The organism is Microlunatus soli, from assembly GCF_900105385.1.
Taxonomy (GTDB): domain Bacteria; phylum Actinomycetota; class Actinomycetes; order Propionibacteriales; family Propionibacteriaceae; genus Microlunatus; species Microlunatus soli.
This window is the reverse complement of sequence record NZ_LT629772.1, coordinates 871,692-888,187: the sequence shown is the minus strand read 5'-3', so window position 1 is coordinate 888,187 and position 16,496 is coordinate 871,692. Positions and strand designations below refer to the sequence as shown.

The window sequence follows — 16,496 nt, the reverse complement described above, 5'->3', positions numbered from 1 at the left end:
TGTATACGATCCGTCGCATCATGAAACGTTCTCCCGATCTGCGCCGGGCATCGCGGTTGATCGTCGCCCTGCTGCTGCTGGTGGTGGCCACCGCCGGCTGTTACGCGGTGCAGCGCCCCGGGCCGGCGCCCGAACGGCCCGCCCGGCCCAGCGATCCGATCGGGCAACGCCAGGTCGTCCGCGGCGGGGACCTGGTGATGGGTCTGTCCTCGGAGCCGGACAAGCTGGACCCGACCACGTCGACCTCGCTCTACACCCGGTACGTGATGAGCAGCATCTGCGAGAAGCTGTACGACACCGACGCCGACGGCGGAATTGTCCCCCAGTTGGCCACCGCGCTGCCGACCTTCTCCGCCGGCGGCCGCAAGGTCACCATCAGGGTCCGCGACGACATCCGGTTCGCCGATGGCACCCGATTCGATGCCGACGCGGTACGCACCAGCCTGCTCCGGCACTTGAAGAAGTCCGATTCGGCACGGGTCAGCGAACTCGGTCCGATCACCTCGATCGGCACCCAGGGCACGGACAAGGTGGTGATCAACTACTCCTCGGCCTTCGCTCCGATCACTGCCTCGCTGGCCGACCGGGCCGGAATGATCATGTCACCGACGGCCCTGAAGAAGTACGGCGACTCCTTCGCTGATCACCCGACCTGCGTCGGCCCGTTCCGATTCGAGTCCCGAGTGCCGCAGACCTCGATCACCGTGGTCAAGGATCCGAAGTACTACGCGGCCGACCAGATCAGGCTGGACTCGATCACCTACCGGATCATGTCCGACGCCAACATCCGAGCCGCCAACCTGCGATCCGGTGACATCCAGATCGCCGACTCGATCTCTCCGCAGGACGTCGATGCGCTCAGTCAGGAGCCGGGGATCGGGTTGCTGCAGACCACGTCGTTGGGTTACCAGGGGTTGACGATCAACCTCGGCAACACCCGCGGGGTCGGCAAGAAGCCGGGCACGATCAACACACCGTTGGCGAAGGATCCACGGGTCCGTGAGGCCCTGGCGGCAGCGATCGACCGGGACGGCCTGGTCAACTCCGCCTTCAACAACTGGTACGCGCCGGCCTGCTCACCGATCTCGCCGACCTCGGAATTCGCCGGTCCGGCAGGGGACAGCTGTCCCGATCATGATCCGGCGAAGGCCAAGAAGCTGTTGACCGCCGCCGGTGTACCGGTGCCGTACCCGATCACGGTCAAGGTCTCCAACACCGCCGACGGACTGCGATTCGCCCAGGCGTTGCAAGCCTCGGTCGCCGATGCCGGGTTCAAGATCACCATCGAACCGGTCGAATATTCCACACTGCTCGACCAGCAGTCCTCCGGCGACTTCGAGGCCGTGCTGCTCGGCTGGTCCGGCCGGATCGACCCGCACGGCAACATGTACGGCTTCCTGGCCACCGGTGGCTCGACCAACTACTCCGGCTACAGCTCGCCGACGGTGGACAAGGCACTGACCGATGCCACCCTGACGACCGATCCGAAACGGCGTCGCGCGCTCTACGACAAGGTGGTCGGTCAGGTGCAGCAGGACAATCCGCTGATCTACCTGTACCGGCAACGCAATCTCACGGCCTACACCGACGAGATCGCCGGTGCGGCCACCTATCCCGACGGTGTCGTCCGCCTCACCCGGGCCGGATTCGTGCAGGAGAAGTGATGATCCGCCACATCCTGACCAAGCTGCTGCACGCGGTGATCACCCTGTTGCTGTCAGCGTTCGTGGTCTTCCTCGGGGTCCGTGCCCTGCCCGGTGACCCGGCCTTGGCGCTGGCCGGTGAGGAAGCCGATCCGGCAACCGTCGCCGCCGTCCGACGCAGCCTCGGCCTCGACCAGCCGGTGCTCACCCAGTTCGGACACTTCCTGGCCAACATGGTGCGCGGTGACTTCGGCACCTCGATCCGGACCGGCACGCCGGTGATCGATCTGATCGCCGCAACCCTGCCGGTGACCCTGTGGCTGTCGGCCTACGCGATCGTCATCGCCGTACTGATCGGCATCGTCGCCGGCACCGTGGCAGCGTTGTACCGCGGCAAATGGCCGGAGTGGGTGGCCAACCTGTTCTCCCTGGGCGGACTGTCGATCCCGCACTTCTGGCTCGGCCTGCTGGCGATCCTGTATCTGGCAGTCACCCTGAACTGGTTCCCCGCCTCGGGGTATGTCGCCGTCACCGAGAACCCGCTGCGGGCGTTGTACTACCTGACCCTGCCGGCGGTGATCCTCGGCACCGCACTGGCTGCCGTGGTCGCACGACAGACCCGATCATCGATGATCGAGACTCTGGGTGCGGACTACGTCCGGACCGCACGGGCCAAGGGGCTGTCCCGCCGCTCGGTGCTGGGCAACTACGTGCTGCGGAACTCGCTGATCGTGGTGGTGACGATCATCGGCCTGCAATTGGGCGGACTGATCTCCGGTGCGGTGGTGACCGAACGGATCTTCGGACTCCCCGGGTTCGGCAAACTCACCCTGGACTCGGTGTTCACTCGTGACTATCCGGTGATCCAGGCGGTGGTGGTGATCATCACCGCGGGCTACGTCCTGATCAACCTCGCGGTCGACGTGGTGTACTCGCTGCTGAACCCGCGGATCCGGGTAGGAGGGGAGGCCTGATGGCGACCCAGACCGTCACCGATCTCGACCTCGGCGCCGTCCGCGGCCGGGTCTGGCGGCGACTGCGCGGCAACCCGCTCGGCGTCGTCGGCATGGTGCTGCTCGCGGTGGTGTTGATCATGGCGATCGGCGCGCCGGCACTGGCGCCGTACCCGCCGACCCAGGTGCACTTCGCCACCCCGTTCCAACGGATCGGCACGGTCGGCTTCTGGCTGGGCAGTGATGATCTTGGTCGCGACATCGTCTCCCGGGTCCTCTACGGCACCCGGGCATCGCTCGAGGTCGGTGTGTTGTCGGTCGGGCTGGCCATCCTGATCGGTGTTCCGCTCGGACTGATGTCGGGCTTCTGGAAGACCCTGGACGCGTTGATCTCCCGACTGACGGACCTGATGTTGGCCTTCCCGTTCCTGATCATCGCGGTCGGGTTGGCAGCCATCAACGGTGCCAGCCTTTCCGGAGCCGCGATCGCGCTGGGTATTGCCCAGGTGCCGACCATGATCAGGGTCGTCCGCGCCGAAACCCTGCGCTGGAAGGAGTTGGACTTCGTCGCCTCGGCCCGAGCTCTTGATGCGACCGGTCCCCGGATCATGATCAGTCACATCCTGCCGAACGCACTGCCCGCGGTGATCGTCCAGGCCACCGTGATCATGCCGGTGGCGATCATCGGTGAGGCGACGCTGTCCTTCCTCGGTCTGGGGATCCGGCCGCCGGCCCCCAGCCTCGGCATCATGCTCTCTGATGCCCAGCAGTACATCTATCGCAGTCCGGCGGCCGCCGTCGTACCGGGCCTGATGATCGTGATCATCTGCCTGGCCTTCAACCTCTTCGGCGACGCCCTCCGCGACGCCCTCGACCCTGCCAGGAGCTGACCTGATCATGACCTACACCCCGCCCGCCGAATTCACCACCCGCCCCGATCTGCGTGGCAGCTTCGGGATGGTCGCCAGCACGCACTGGTTGGCCAGCTCGGTCGGCCAGGCCGTCCTGGAGCAGGGCGGAAACGCTTACGACGCCGCCGTCGCGACCGGCTTCGTGCTGCATCTCGTCGAACCGCATCTGAACGGTCCCGGCGGGGACATGGTCGGCATCGCCGCACCGGTCGGGGGCCCAGCGCGAGTGCTGTGTGGGCAGGGGCCTGCGCCAGCGGGGGCCACCATCGAGCACTACCGGTCCGAAGGGCTGGATCTGGTGCCGGGTGCCGGCGGCCTGGCGGCCGCGGTGCCGGGTGCGGTCGACGCCTGGCTGCTGCTGGCCCGTGATCACGGGACGATGGAACTGGCCGATCTGTGGGCCTACACCATCGACTACGCCGAGCGGGGTTATCCGCTGGTGTCCCGGGTCGCCGGCACCATCGGGACCGTCGCCGAGCTCTTCACCGAGTCCTGGACCTCGTCGGCCGACTTCTGGCTGCCCGGCGGGCAACCGGTGGTCCGCAGCCATCGCAATCCGGCCTACGCCGACGTGCTGCGTCGGTTGCTGGCGGCGGGGCAGGGGGCAGCCAGTCGGGAGGATCGGATCGAAGCGGTCCGGACCGAATGGGCGCAGGGCTTCGTCGCGGAGGAAGCGGCGGCGTTCCTGGCCGAACCGCACCGGCACTCCGACGGCCATGATCACGCTGCGGTGATCACCGCCGCAGACTTCGCCGGGTTCGGTGCCGGCTGGGAGACCCCGGCGAGCATCGAGTTCCGCGGTCACACCGTGCTGAAGTCCGGCCAGTGGGGACAGGGACCGGTGCTGCTGCAGGCGTTGCGGCTGCTGGACGGATTCACCGACGACGAACTCGATCCGCAGCAGCCGGCGGGTGCGCACACCATCCTGGAGGCGTTGAAGCTCGCGATGGCCGATCGGGACGCCTACTACGGAGATCCGGGCACCGCTGTTGATCATGGAACCGCCGGCGATCGGGACGCCCTGCTGCAGCAACTGCTGTCGACCGAGTACGCCGATCGGCGGCGTCGCGAGATCACCGACCGCGCGATCGAACAGGCCTTGCCGGGAAGGGTGGACGGCTGGGACCCGTACCCGGTCCCGGTGCTCCTGGAGTCGGCGACCGCAGCCGCGGGTGTCGGCGAGCCGACGGTGCGGCCGACCGGCGAGACCCGCGGTGACACCTGCCATCTGGACATCGTCGATCGGTGGGGCAACATGATCTCGGCGACGCCGTCGGGCGGCTGGCTGCAGTCCTCACCGCACATCCCGTCGCTCGGGTTCTGCCTGGGGACTCGGCTGCAGATGACCTGGCTCGATCCGGCGTCTCCGTCGGCATTGACACCGGGGCGTCGGCCGCGGACGACCTTGACGCCGACCGTGCTGCTCACCGATGGCGTACCGACGTCGGCGCTCGGCAGTCCCGGGGGCGATCAACAGGACCAGTGGCAGCTCAGCTATCTGCTACGCACGCTGGTCGGCGGCTACAGCGGGCAACAGGCGATCGATGCGCCGTCCCTGCACACCACCGCGCTGGCGGGCTCGTTCTGGCCGCGGACCCAGACACCGGCCGGAGCCGTCGTCGAAGACCGGCTCGGTGCGGACGTCATCGGTGATCTTGAACGCCGTGGCCATCGGGTGACCCGGGCCGGCGACTGGGCGCTCGGCCGGTTGTCCTCGGTGAGCCGCGACCCGCGGACCGGTGAACTGACCGCGGCGGCGAATCCGCGAGGGGCACAGGGCTATGCCGTCGGACGCTGAGTCGGCCGTGACCGAACCGGTGCTGGCGGTGCGCGACCTCGAGGTCTCCTACCGCAGCGACCGGGACTGGGAACCGGCACTGCACGGGACCTCGCTGACGGTGGCCGCCGGCGAACGGGTCGCCGTCGTCGGCGAGTCCGGCTCGGGCAAGTCGACGACGGCAGCGGCCGTGCTCGGTCTGCTCCCCGGCACCGGCAGGATCACCGCCGGCAAGATCAACTTCCGGGGCGAGGACGTCACCGACCCGACGCCGGCCCGGCTGCGCCGACTCCGCGGCCGGCAGATCGGCCTGGTCCCGCAGGACCCGATGTCTAACCTCAACCCGGCCCTACGGGTCGGCCGCCAGATCGCCGAAACGTTGGCGGCACACGGAATGGCGACCGGTGCGGCAGCCCGGCGACGCGCGATCGAGCTGATGGGGGAGGCCGGTATCCCTGAGGCCGAGCAGCGTTACCGGCAATATCCGCATGAATTCTCCGGAGGGCTGCGGCAGCGAGTGCTGATCGCGATCGCGCTGGCCTGCGAACCGGAGTTGTTGATCGCCGACGAGCCGACCTCGGCGTTGGACGTCACCGTGCAACGCCAGATCCTTGACCATCTGGAGCAGCTGCGTGCCGCCCGTGGCACGTCGATGCTGTTGATCACTCATGATCTTGGTCTGGCCGCCGAACGGGCCGACCGGGTGATCGTGATGGAACGCGGCCGGGTGGTGGAGAGCGGCCCGGCCGTCGACCTGCTCACCGACCCGCAGCAGGAGTACACCCAACGACTGATCGCGGCCATTCCGTCGCTGAAGGTCCGTGATCGCCAAGCGCACAAGGGTCCCGGGGTTGTCGAGGGATCGGTGGATGCCCTTCGACAGGCTCAGGGATCTCCGGCGGCGGATGTTGTGCTGTCCGCGCACAATCTGCGCAAGGAGTATCGGATCCGTGGGCAGCGTGGGCAGCGGCTGGTGGCTGTCGACGACGTCTCGTTCGACCTGACCAAGGGCAGCACGATCGCCGTGGTCGGCGAGTCCGGATCGGGCAAGTCGACCACCGCCAAGCTGGTGCTCGGCCTGGAACGGCCGACGGCCGGCGAGGTCCGGGTCGACGGCCGCGTCGTCCAGTTGGCCACCGGGCAGGCCCGGCGATCGATCCGCCGCGAGATGCAGCCCGTCTTCCAGGATCCGTACGCCTCGTTGAACCCGACCTACTCCATCCAGCACCTGATCGACGAACCGTTGCGGCTCTTCCGGATCGGGGATCGGACCTCGCGGCGGCGTCGGGTGGCGGAGCTGCTCGACCAGGTCGCCCTGCCGACCTCGATCGCCGGCAGACGTCCCTCGGAGCTGTCCGGAGGTCAGCGACAGCGGGTGGCGATTGCCCGTGCTCTTGCCCTGGAGCCGTCCATCCTGGTCTGCGACGAGGCCGTCTCGGCGCTGGACGTGGTGGTCCAGGACCAGACCCTGCGGCTGCTGGATGATCTTCAACGGCGGCTCGGTCTGAGCTATCTGTTCATCACCCACGACCTGGGGGTGGTCCGTCAGGTCGCCGACCGGGTGTTGGTGATGAATCGGGGCAAGGTCGTCGAACACGGCGACGTCGACCAGGTCTTCGACGCGCCGCAGTCGGAATACACCCGCCGGCTGCTGGACGCGATTCCCGGAGCCGGGCTGCTGGTATGAACGGCGCATCGACGACACTTCCGGTGTGGCCGCGATGACCAGCCTGACGACGCGGGTCGTCGACCAGATCCGTACCGCGATCACCTCCGGCGGTTACGCGCCCGGTGATCGACTCACCGAGACCGCGCTGAGTCGCGAGTTCGGCGTCTCCCGGGTGCCGATCCGCGAAGCGCTACGGACCTTGGAATCGGAGGGCTTCGTCGTCCTGCGTCCCTTTGCCGGAGCGGCCGTGGCGTCGCTGGATCGCGCCGAGGTCTCCGACCTGTTCGCCGTCCGCGAGGTGATCGAGACCCGGATCTTCCGACGCTGCGCCGAGCGGTTCGCCGCCGCCTCCCGGTCCCGGACCGAGCCGACCGGATCGACCATCGTCCGCGAGGCCAGCCAGCAGGCCTGGGCGACCGAACGCGAGGAATTGCGACGGATCGGCTCCGAGCTGGACGCCCTGGTCTCGTCCGGCGAGCGGCTGGTCGCAGCCGGTGAGACCGCCGAACTGCCGGCGCTGAACACCGCCTTCCACCTGGGGGTCGCGCATGCCAGCCAGAGTGCGAGCCTGACCGTGCTGCTCCGCCAGGTCGCCGCCAAGATCGAATGGGTCTACAGCCGCGACGTCGAGACCCGCGCGGCGTCGTCCTGGCAGGAGCACCGGGCACTGCTGGACGCGATCCTGGCCGGCGAGATCGACGCCGCCGGCGCCCTGATCGCCGACCATGTCGGCAAGGCCCGCCGCGCGCACTTCAAGGAGACCCTCGACGCGGCGCGGTGACCGTCTGCGCCTCCCCTGGATCCGTCGGCGTGCCACCCGCGTCGGTGAGCCATGCGGACGGGTCGAGTGTGCCGAACGATCAGAATGACGACCGGCTCGACCGGAGCGTCGATTTTCCGACCCGGAGCAGCGAGCCGGACGTGACAGTCGTCGTGTGCACTGGGTCCGCCGGACCGCAGCCAGCGCGCTCCCCGTTGGAGATGGTTCACGGGTTGTTCTCGACGTGCTGGAGCCACCCGGCGATCGCTCCGGTGCCAAACCCGGGTGGCACCGATCCCGCGCTCAGGTGCGTACGCGGCGAAGCTGCCCGTCGTCAAGATCGAATAGAGCTCCAGCCGAAACGTGGAGACAATGCCTGTTCGGCGGGCACGTCACAGAAGCCGTCAGCGCGTCGCCGTGATCGTCTCCTCGTTCTCGCGTCGGAACGCTGCGGCGGCGTGCCAGCCGACCTCGCGGGCGATGTCGGGCCAGACCCAGCTCGGGATGTAGTGCCCGACGCCGGAATGCACCACCAGCTTGGCTCCCGGGATCGCCCGGACCATCGCCACTGCTGCTGTGACCTTGAGCAGGGGATCGTCCAGCCCGTGCATGATCAAGGTCGGGGTCCGCAGCTCACGCAGCCGGCGACCGTGCCACGTTGCGCCGAGTTGACGGCTCATCGCGCTGGGGTCGCGCAGTCCGGAGTCCTCGTCGATCTCTGTCCAGGCTCGCAGCACCTCCTCGTCGATCGGCACCTCGGGCGAGGCCAGACCGTTCATCGCCATGGCCGCCGCGGAGGCGTCCCCGGCCTTGCCGTCCGGGTGCTTCGTGATGGCGAACCGGGCGACCTGGAGAAGGTTGATGTGACGCAGCACCGCGAGTCCGGACAGGTCGCTGGGCTGGGCGCCGGACGAGGTGAGGCTGATCACCCGATCGGGATGGCGCAGCGCGACCCGCTGAGCGATCAGTCCGCCCATCGAATGTCCGAACAGGTGCGCCCGCTGCCAGCCGAGAGCGTCCAGGACCGCCACCGCGTCGTCGGCCAGGTCTTCGAAGGAATAGCTCGAGCCGCGCCGGAATGCCAAGGCAGCAAGGGGATTGCGGACCGAGGTGTCGGGAAGTCTGCTCGACCGGCCGGAGTCGCGATTGTCGTAGCGGGCGACGTCGAACCCCTGGGCCGCGAACGCCTCGACCAGACCCTGCGGCCACCAGGAACGCGAGATCGCCCAGCCCATGATCAACAACAACGGCTCGGCCCGCGTGTCCGGTGGCGAGCCAGCTGATCGGGGGCTGTCCGGTCGAGGGGCGAACCGCAGCCTGTCGTAGGCCAAGGAGATGTCGCCGTTGTGGGCGTAGCGGGTCTCTGTCCACGGCGAGGAGTGCTCGGAGGTCATGATCGGATCCTTTCTGCGAACGACGTTCGCAGTTGGTGTGTCCACCACAATAGTGCGTACAGTGTTCGCAGAAAAGGGGTGTGATGTGACGAACGGATCGGCGAGCATCTGGCGGCGACCGGCGCGCGGCGGACGAGGGCCGACGCCGAGCTTCGACCGGGACCGATTGGCGGCGGCAGGTGTCGCGTTGGCCGACGAACGCGGTCTGGCCGCGGTCACGATGCGGGCGGTCGCCGAGGCACTCGGGTCGAAACCCGCGTCCTTGTATCGCTACATCCGGACCCGTGACGAGTTGATCGAATTGATGGTCGACCGGGTCAACGGCGAGATCTTACGGCCCGCCGACGGCGACGGATGGCGTACTGAGCTACTCGCGCTCGCTCGGTCCGGACGGGACTGCTATCGACGACATCCCTGGCTGTTGGATGCCACCGCGTCCGCTCATCCGATGGGACCCCGCACCCTCGACTATCTGGAGGATGCGCTGTCTGTGCTGCGCGATGTTCCGTTACCGCCGGGACGCAAGCTGGAGGCGATCGCCGTACTGAACGCGTTGACGGCAGCCTTGGTGCGCAACGAACTCAACTCGCACCAGCGGTCACTACCGATCGGCGAGTCCGAGCTCGCGCCGGGCCCCGACAGCCACCCCATGCTGACCGCCGCTTTGGCGGCAGGAACCGAAGCCGAGCAGGACGACGAGGCGGAGGTCTTCGATCGGATCGTCGCCGGCGTGATCTCTGGTCTGCTGGGATGAGGTCGGTTACCCCGCCTCGGCGGCCCGCCAGGTGAAGGCCTCCTGCCACCAGTCGTCCTCCTCGGCCCAGGCTCGCATGACGTCCAGGGTGGCATCGGCGTTCGGGGTGGTTGCGACCAGTCGCTGCCGGCCGTCGACGATCTCCACCTGCCACCGGCCGTCCACCGGCCGGGCGATCGCGGCCCGTCCCGGCCAGTCGTCGCGACGCAACTCGGCGTAGGTCTCACACTCGTCGAGGAACTGCTTCAGACTGTTCGGCGCCACCTGGGAGATCGTGTTCTGGTTCCCGTCGGTGACCGTGTACGTCGGCATGTTCGCCATTGTGCCAACCGTCCGGTACGGCTCACCTCCGCAGGTGCACGGCTATGGTCGGCGGGTGAGCGTACGCATCCGGTCGGCGACGAACGATGATCTTGACGCCATCGCCGAGCTGGCCCGCGAATCGGTCGGCTGGCACGCCGACCGGTGGCCCGACATCAAGCAGCCGCCGGACGCCGCCGGCATGCGGGCCGCCTATGCCGACCTTCCGACGGGCGACGGCTACTACTGTGCGGTCGCCGAGCAGGACGGCGTCCCCGTCGGTTTCCTGACCGGCAACGTCTCTCCGGCTCCCGAGGGCGGCATCGAACGGCATCACGGTCCGGTCGGGTACGTCGCCGATGTCGCGGTCACGGCCGCCGCGCGCCGGTCCGGCATCGCGACCCTGTTGATGAACGACTTCGAACGCTGGGCTCGCTCGGCAGGTGCAGCCACCATCACGCTGAGTATGCATGCCGGCAACGACGCCGCATCCGCGCTCTATCGATCACTCGGCTTCAACGACAGCTGGATCCGGATGCGCAAGGACCTGTCGGACTGACGGCCCCGACGACGGCCGGCGCGGCGGGCACCCGTGGCAGCGTCCGCACCGACGGCGTCAGTGCCGGTGGTCGGTCCTGACCCGTTCGCTGCCGAGTGCGGCCAGGAAGGCCAGCTTCTCGGCGTCGGCGGACCCTGTCGGTGCGCTGTACAGCACCAGGTGTTGGTCGCGGTCGGTCAACTGCAGGGCGTCGCAGTCCACCGTGATCCGACCGACGATCGGGTGCTCGAAGGTCTTGCTGAGGGTCGGCGCCGGCTGGATGTCATTGCGTTCCCACAACCGGGCGAACTCGCTGCTCCCGGCCCGCAGATCGTCGACCAGTCCGGTGACATCGGGATCCGCGGGATAGCGGGCGGCGACCGAACGCAGCTCGATCGCGACATGCTGGCGGAACTCGGCGGCGTCGGAGATGCCGTACAGCGGTTCGTCCGCCGGTGCGTCGTGCAGGAAGGCGAGCCGGGCGAGATTGCGGCGGTCCGGGTGGTGTGGTCCGAAGTCCTCCAGCAGGGCCACCGCCAGGTCGTTCCAGGCGAGCACCTCGAAGGCGGCGGAGGTGACGAGCCCGGCGGTCTGCGGCAGCCGGTCGAGCAGCGCCAGGATGCTGGGTCGGACGTCGCGGCGGTGCCGTCGGGTGCGGTTCGGCGCCGTGCCGGCCAGCAGGTGCAGATGGTCGGTCTCGGCATCGGTCAGCCGCAACGCGCCGGCGATCCCGGTCAGCACCTCGGCCGACGGCCGGGGCGCGCGGGCCTGCTCCAGGCGTACGTAGTACTCCGTTGAGATGTGCGCGAGGACCGCGACCTCCTCGCGGCGCAGGCCCGGAGTACGACGCCGCGGGCCGTCGGGCAGCCCGACGTCCTGCGGCCGCAGCCGCTCGCGCCGGCTCCGGAGGAACCCGCCCAGCTCGTGCTTGTCCATGACTCCAGGATCGCTCCTCGCGGCCGGCGGAGCCAGGTACCGATGGTGCCTGCATCCGGGCCGGCGAGCCGCCGACGCTGGTGACCATGGCAACCAGAACTGACATCAGCACCGGCGCGACCGGCAGCACCACCGCCGGCCTGCTGGCCGGCAAGATCATCTTCATCACCGGGGCGAGCCGCGGCATCGGAGCAGCCGCCGGCCGGCTCTTCGCCGCCGAGGGCGCCTCCGTCGTGCTCGCCGCTCGGAGCACCGATGCCCTCGATCGCATCGTGGCCGACATCCGTGGCACCGGCGGGACGGCCGACGCGGTGCCCGTCGACCTCGCCGACAGCGCCAGCATCCGGGCTGTTGTGGACCGGGTGCGCGAGCTGTACGGACGGCTGGACGGTGCGTTCAACAACGGCGGCGCCGGCCAGCAGCCCGGCCCGCTGGACAGCACCAGCGACGCCGATATCGACACCCAGTTCTCCGTCAACTTCCGCGGGCAGTGGACCGCGATGAACGCCGAGGCCGAGTTGATGCGTGCCGGTGGTGGCGGTGCGATCGTGAACACCTCCAGTATCGGTTCGCGCCGGGCGAATCCGGTGTTGCCGGCCTACGGGGCGATGAAGCGGGCCCTGAACAGCATCACCGAATCCGCGGCCGTCAGCTGGGCGGCGGACGGCATCCGCGTCAATGGCATCACTCCCGGTGGCACGGTCACCGAGATGATGCTCGAGTGGGAGCGAGCCACCCCCGGCGTCATCGACCGGAACACGGCCGCCACTCCGATGGGTCGGATGGCCGAGGCCAACGAGGTCGCCGAGGCGGCTGCCTGGCTGCTCAGCGACCGTGCCTCGATGGTCACCGGAGCGATCATCCCGGTCGACGGAGGCGCCGGCGCCTGAGCGAAATCTCAGGTCCGCCGGAGCCGCCCGGCCGGATCAGGCAGCGACCGGATCCGGCGACTACAGTGCGGACGTGATCGAGAAGGTGTGGGAGATCGAGCCGTCCGGACCGTTGCGCGGCGACGTCACCGTCCGCGGGGCGAAGAACGCGGTCAGTAAACACATGGTGGCCGCGATGTTGGGCAGCGGCCCGAGCACGATCCGCAACGCCCCCGACGTCGGCGAGGTCGGGATCACCGCCGGCATGCTGGAACACATCGGGATGACGGTCGAGCGCAACGACGGCGAGATCACCGTGGTACCGGGGCCGGTCACCGAACCGAGCGTCGGCAAGGCGTTCTCCGGGCTGAACCGGATCCCGATCCTGATGCTCGGACCGCTGTTGCACCTGGCCGGCGAGGCCTTCGTTCCGTTGGTCGGCGGCGACCCGATCGGCCGTCGGCCGGTCGACTTCCACGTCAACGCGTTGCGTGCCTTCGGAGCGGAGGTGCGGATCGAGGTCGACGGCATCCACGCCAAGGCGACCCGGCTGGTCGGCACCCGGATCGAGTTGCCGTATCCGAGTGTCGGGGCCACCGAGACGACGCTGCTGGCGGCGGTGCTGGCCAAGGGCCGCACCGTGATCCGCAATGCCGCCACCGAGCCGGAGATCGTGGAGTTGGCGCTGTTCCTGCAGCGGATGGGCGCCCGGATCTCGTTCGCACCGGACCGGCGGATCGTGATCGACGGGGTCGACCGGCTCAATCCGGCCACCACCAAGCTGGACGGCGACCGGATCGAGGCGTTCTCCTACCTGGTCGCCGGCCTGGTGACCGGGGGAGAGGTCCGGGTCCACGGCTGCCCACAGGATCGGCTGGTCACCGCGATCACCACGCTGGCCCGGATGGGCGCGGAGTTCGAGATCACCGACGACTGGATCATGGCCTCGGCGCCGAACGGGCTGCGACCGGCGGCCGTGCACACCGACACTCATCCCGGTTTCGCCACCGACTGGCAGACCCCGCTGATCGTGCTGTTCACCCAGGCCGACGGGATGTCGGTGCTGCACGAGACGGTGTACGAGAACCGGCTCGCCTACGTGCCGGCGCTGCAGCGGATGGGTGCCGAGATCGAGACCTACGACACCTGCCTCGGCGGCGCTGCCTGCCGCTATCACGACACCGCAGCCGTGCACTCGGCCGTTGTCCGCGGCGTCACCAAGCTGCGTGGTGGCGACGTGACGATGCCCGACATCCGGGCCGGCTTCTCTGCCGTTCTCGCGGCGGCCGTCGCCGAGGGCCCGTCGACCCTGCGCGGCGTGCACCACATCGAACGCGGCTACCACCGGCCGGTCGAACAGTTCAACGCCCTCGGCCTGTCGCTCATCAGCCACGAGGTCTGAGCCCAGGATCTCGAGCACCGATGGTGCGCCGGTGGCTGCTGCGCATCGACCGGATCGGCGACGGCAGGATCAGGCCGGCTCGGCGGCACCGGCCTCGGTCCACTCCGCGCGGAGTATCCCGTAGCTCATCCCGTCGTGCCAGCTGCCGTCGCGGTGCAGCGCGGTGGCCCGGCTGAATTCCTCGCGGCGCATCCCGAGCCGTTCCATCAGCCGCCAGGAGGCGGCGTTGTCGGCGAAGCAGCCGGCATGCACCCGGCGCAGCTTCAAGGAGTCGAAGCACACCCCGACGACGGCTCGGATCGCCTCCGTCGCGTAGCCCTTCCCGCCGTACGCCGGATCGAACATCCAGCCCAGCTCGGCCTCCAGACCCTTGGCCTGCTCGGCGACATCCTTCTGTGCCCAGCTGTCCCTGGGCATGATCATCACGTGGCCGATCAGCGTCGAATCCAGGAGCACCATCACCTGGGTTGTGGTGCTGGTCTCGGACTCCATCGCGTCGCGCAGCTCGTCGCGGGTGTGTGGTGCCCAACCGAGCCAGCGTTGCACCTCCGGCAACTGTTCGAACGCCCAGAGGGGATCAAGGTCGTCCGGCGTGTACGGACGCAACGCCAGTCGCTCGGTGCAGACGGGCCAGTCGATGGAGGTCACCGGCAGATGGTAGCCAGCAAGCGTGCCGTCGGTCCCGCGGATTTGCCGTGCAGTGGACAACCCGCGCCGCTTGCGGTCGGGGGAACCACTGCTCGGTGCTTCCGCAGGCGGAATGAACGGTCGGCCGGATGCGTTCGACACAGATACGGAGGAGTACGGCGGAACGGAATTGACCGACTTCTCGGCGCAACGTTAAGCTGTAATGTCGCTGTGGTCTGCGCAGACTTCGGACGGAGTAGGTCTCGCTCGCCTCTCGACGGTCGAACGACGGTGAGTCGATCGTCCCGCCGGGGTGTGAAATCAGGCTGCGGCACACCGTACAACCCACTCATCCATAATCGGAGCCCTACTACATGACGTCCTCCCTTGAGGCAGCCCCGCAGGTCGCGATCGACGACTTCTCCTCGCCCGAAGAGTTCCTCGAAGCAGTCGACAAGACCATCAAGTACTTCAACGACGGTGACATCGTCACCGGCACCGTCGTCAAGGTCGATCGAGACGAAGTCCTTCTCGACATCGGCTACAAGACCGAGGGTGTGATCCCCTCCAAGGAACTCTCCATCAAGCACGACGTGGACCCGCATCAGGTGGTCAGCGTCGGCGATGAGGTCGAGGCCCTGGTCCAGCAGAAAGAGGACAAGGAAGGTCGCCTCATCCTCTCCAAGAAGCGGGCTCAGTACGAGCGCGCCTGGGGCACGATCGAGAAGATCAAGGAAGAGGACGGCGTGGTCACCGGTTCGGTGATCGAGGTCGTCAAGGGTGGTCTGATCATCGACATCGGTCTGCGTGGCTTCCTGCCCGCGTCGCTGGTCGAGATGCGTCGGGTCCGGGACCTGCAGCCGTACGTCGGTCAGGAGCTCGAGGCCAAGATCATCGAGCTGGACAAGAACCGCAACAACGTGGTGCTGTCCCGTCGCGCCTGGCTGGAGCAGACCCAGTCCGAGGTCCGGCAGAACTTCCTCACCCAGCTGCAGAAGGGCCAGATCCGCAAGGGTGTGGTCTCCTCGATCGTCAACTTCGGCGCCTTCGTCGATCTCGGCGGTGTGGATGGCCTGGTGCACGTCTCGGAGCTGTCCTGGAAGCACATCGACCACCCGTCCGAGGTTGTCGAGGTCGGCCAGGAAGTCACCGTCGAGGTGCTCAGCGTCGAGATGGACCGCGAGCGGGTCTCGCTGTCGCTGAAGGCGACCCAGGAAGATCCGTGGCAGGCCTTCGCCCGCACCCACCAGATCGGTCAGATCGTTCCGGGCAAGGTCACCAAGCTGGTGCCGTTCGGTGCGTTCGTCCGGGTCGAGGAGGGCATCGAGGGTCTGGTGCACGTCTCCGAGCTCGCCGAGCGTCACGTCGAGATCCCGGAGCAGGTCGTCCAGGTCAACGACGAGGTGATGGTCAAGATCATCGACATCGATCTCGAGCGTCGCCGGATCTCGCTGTCGCTGAAGCAGGCCAACGAGAGCATCGACGTGAACTCCGACGAGTTCGACCCGACGCTGTACGGGATGGCGGCCAGCTACGACGACCAGGGCAACTACCTGTACCCGGAGGGCTTCGATCCGGAGACCGGCGAGTGGCTCGAGGGCTACGACGAGCAGCGGGCGGCCTGGGAGTCCCAGTACGCCGAGGCTCAGGCCCGTTGGGAGCAGCACAAGAAGCAGGTCACCGAGGCCGAGGCGGCCGAGGGCGCGGCGGCCGAGGCACCGGCGTCGTACTCCTCCGGCGGCTCCACCGACGGTGAGTCCGGCAGCAACGGCAGCACCGGCGGTGGCGCGGCAGCCTCCCGCCCGGCGGCAGTCGTTCCGCAGGATCCCGAGGGTTCGCTGGCCTCCGACGAGGCGCTGCAGGCTCTGCGGGAGAAGCTGACCGGCGGCAACTGATCATGGAGCGATGATCGATCCCGATCATCGCGATGATCTTCGAACGAAGCGGCCTCTCACCAGTTGGT

At 68.2% G+C, this 16,496-nt stretch carries 15 protein-coding genes; 11 read left to right on the top strand and 4 right to left on the bottom strand.

The genetic code is table 11. The features are described 5' to 3' along the window. The first annotated feature begins 20 nt into the window (after positions 1 to 20). The 6 genes from BLU38_RS04155 to BLU38_RS04130 are packed head-to-tail and all read left to right on the top strand — an operon-like array spanning position 21 to position 7,734. Positions 21 to 1,664, top strand: coding sequence for an ABC transporter substrate-binding protein (locus BLU38_RS04155; protein ID WP_091520311.1), 1,644 nt, complete (start codon positions 21 to 23; stop codon positions 1,662 to 1,664). After that, positions 1,664 to 2,617, top strand: a complete 954-nt coding sequence (locus BLU38_RS04150) for an ABC transporter permease (protein WP_091531897.1) — start codon at positions 1,664 to 1,666, stop codon at positions 2,615 to 2,617. The genes BLU38_RS04155 and BLU38_RS04150 overlap by 1 nt, the downstream gene beginning before the upstream one ends. Continuing rightward, complete coding sequence (locus BLU38_RS04145) at positions 2,617 to 3,486, top strand: ABC transporter permease (RefSeq protein WP_091520308.1); 870 nt, start codon at positions 2,617 to 2,619, stop codon at positions 3,484 to 3,486. The genes BLU38_RS04150 and BLU38_RS04145 overlap by 1 nt, the downstream gene beginning before the upstream one ends. A 7-nt stretch (positions 3,487 to 3,493) precedes the next feature. Then, positions 3,494 to 5,305 (top strand): gamma-glutamyltransferase family protein, encoded by a 1,812-nt coding sequence (locus tag BLU38_RS04140; RefSeq protein WP_091520303.1) that lies wholly within the window; start codon positions 3,494 to 3,496, stop codon positions 5,303 to 5,305. Positions 5,306 to 5,312: 7 nt separating this feature from the next. Beyond that, positions 5,313 to 6,971, top strand: a complete 1,659-nt coding sequence (locus BLU38_RS04135; protein WP_231920167.1) for a dipeptide ABC transporter ATP-binding protein — start codon at positions 5,313 to 5,315, stop codon at positions 6,969 to 6,971. Between the two features lie 34 nt (positions 6,972 to 7,005). After that, positions 7,006 to 7,734, top strand: coding sequence for a GntR family transcriptional regulator (locus BLU38_RS04130; RefSeq protein WP_091531894.1), 729 nt, complete (start codon positions 7,006 to 7,008; stop codon positions 7,732 to 7,734). Between the two features lie 383 nt (positions 7,735 to 8,117). Here the strand turns inward: BLU38_RS04130 and BLU38_RS04125 are convergent, their stop codons facing one another. Next, positions 8,118 to 9,107 (bottom strand): alpha/beta fold hydrolase, encoded by a 990-nt coding sequence (locus BLU38_RS04125; RefSeq protein ID WP_091520295.1) that lies wholly within the window; start codon positions 9,105 to 9,107, stop codon positions 8,118 to 8,120. Between the two features lie 85 nt (positions 9,108 to 9,192). Here BLU38_RS04125 and BLU38_RS04120 point away from each other — a divergent pair, with 85 nt between their 5' ends. Continuing rightward, a complete protein-coding gene (locus BLU38_RS04120; RefSeq protein ID WP_172836070.1) occupies positions 9,193 to 9,861 on the top strand; it encodes a TetR/AcrR family transcriptional regulator in 669 nt (222 codons plus the stop codon). A 6-nt stretch (positions 9,862 to 9,867) separates the two neighbouring features. On the opposite strand, the gene BLU38_RS04115 is transcribed toward BLU38_RS04120, so the two are convergent. Further along, positions 9,868 to 10,173, bottom strand: a complete 306-nt coding sequence (locus BLU38_RS04115; RefSeq protein ID WP_091520288.1) for a hypothetical protein — start codon at positions 10,171 to 10,173, stop codon at positions 9,868 to 9,870. A gap of 64 nt (positions 10,174 to 10,237) precedes the next feature. On the opposite strand from BLU38_RS04115, the gene BLU38_RS04110 reads away from it, so the two are divergent. After that, positions 10,238 to 10,720, top strand: a complete 483-nt coding sequence (locus tag BLU38_RS04110) for a GNAT family N-acetyltransferase (RefSeq protein ID WP_157683204.1) — start codon at positions 10,238 to 10,240, stop codon at positions 10,718 to 10,720. A 57-nt stretch (positions 10,721 to 10,777) separates the two neighbouring features. Here the strand turns inward: BLU38_RS04110 and BLU38_RS04105 are convergent, their stop codons facing one another. Beyond that, positions 10,778 to 11,635 (bottom strand): helix-turn-helix transcriptional regulator, encoded by an 858-nt coding sequence (locus BLU38_RS04105; RefSeq protein ID WP_091520279.1) that lies wholly within the window; start codon positions 11,633 to 11,635, stop codon positions 10,778 to 10,780. A gap of 86 nt (positions 11,636 to 11,721) precedes the next feature. Between BLU38_RS04105 and BLU38_RS04100 the strand changes: the two genes are divergently transcribed. Then, complete coding sequence (locus tag BLU38_RS04100) at positions 11,722 to 12,525, top strand: SDR family NAD(P)-dependent oxidoreductase (RefSeq protein WP_091520276.1); 804 nt, start codon at positions 11,722 to 11,724, stop codon at positions 12,523 to 12,525. A 73-nt stretch (positions 12,526 to 12,598) separates the two neighbouring features. Continuing rightward, positions 12,599 to 13,906, top strand: a complete 1,308-nt coding sequence (murA, locus tag BLU38_RS04095) for a UDP-N-acetylglucosamine 1-carboxyvinyltransferase (protein WP_091531891.1) — start codon at positions 12,599 to 12,601, stop codon at positions 13,904 to 13,906. Positions 13,907 to 13,975: 69 nt separating this feature from the next. Here the strand turns inward: murA and BLU38_RS04090 are convergent, their stop codons facing one another. Beyond that, positions 13,976 to 14,554: a GNAT family N-acetyltransferase gene (locus tag BLU38_RS04090; protein ID WP_231920166.1), complete on the bottom strand. Its 579-nt coding sequence runs from the start codon at positions 14,552 to 14,554 to the stop codon at positions 13,976 to 13,978. A 353-nt stretch (positions 14,555 to 14,907) separates the two neighbouring features. Here BLU38_RS04090 and rpsA point away from each other — a divergent pair, with 353 nt between their 5' ends. Beyond that, the gene (gene rpsA / locus BLU38_RS04085; RefSeq protein WP_091520272.1) at positions 14,908 to 16,428 is read left to right on the top strand and encodes a 30S ribosomal protein S1; all 1,521 of its coding nucleotides are present in this window, start codon (positions 14,908 to 14,910) and stop codon (positions 16,426 to 16,428) included. Positions 16,429 to 16,496: the final 68 nt, after the last annotated feature.

Excerpts from the sequence above, each read along its gene's own strand:
- BLU38_RS04155 (WP_091520311.1), top strand. The coding sequence starts at position 21 with ATGAAACGTTCTCCCGATCTGCGCCGGGCATCGCGGTTGATCGTCGCC.
- BLU38_RS04150 (WP_091531897.1), top strand. The coding sequence starts at position 1,664 with ATGATCCGCCACATCCTGACCAAGCTGCTGCACGCGGTGATCACCCTG.
- BLU38_RS04145 (WP_091520308.1), top strand. The coding sequence starts at position 2,617 with ATGGCGACCCAGACCGTCACCGATCTCGACCTCGGCGCCGTCCGCGGC.
- BLU38_RS04140 (WP_091520303.1), top strand. The coding sequence starts at position 3,494 with ATGACCTACACCCCGCCCGCCGAATTCACCACCCGCCCCGATCTGCGT.
- BLU38_RS04130 (WP_091531894.1), top strand. The coding sequence starts at position 7,006 with ATGACCAGCCTGACGACGCGGGTCGTCGACCAGATCCGTACCGCGATC.
- BLU38_RS04125 (WP_091520295.1), bottom strand. The coding sequence starts at position 9,107 with ATGACCTCCGAGCACTCCTCGCCGTGGACAGAGACCCGCTACGCCCAC.
- BLU38_RS04115 (WP_091520288.1), bottom strand. The coding sequence starts at position 10,173 with ATGCCGACGTACACGGTCACCGACGGGAACCAGAACACGATCTCCCAG.
- BLU38_RS04105 (WP_091520279.1), bottom strand. The coding sequence starts at position 11,635 with ATGGACAAGCACGAGCTGGGCGGGTTCCTCCGGAGCCGGCGCGAGCGG.
- BLU38_RS04100 (WP_091520276.1), top strand. The coding sequence starts at position 11,722 with ATGGCAACCAGAACTGACATCAGCACCGGCGCGACCGGCAGCACCACC.
- rpsA (WP_091520272.1), top strand. The coding sequence starts at position 14,908 with ATGACGTCCTCCCTTGAGGCAGCCCCGCAGGTCGCGATCGACGACTTC.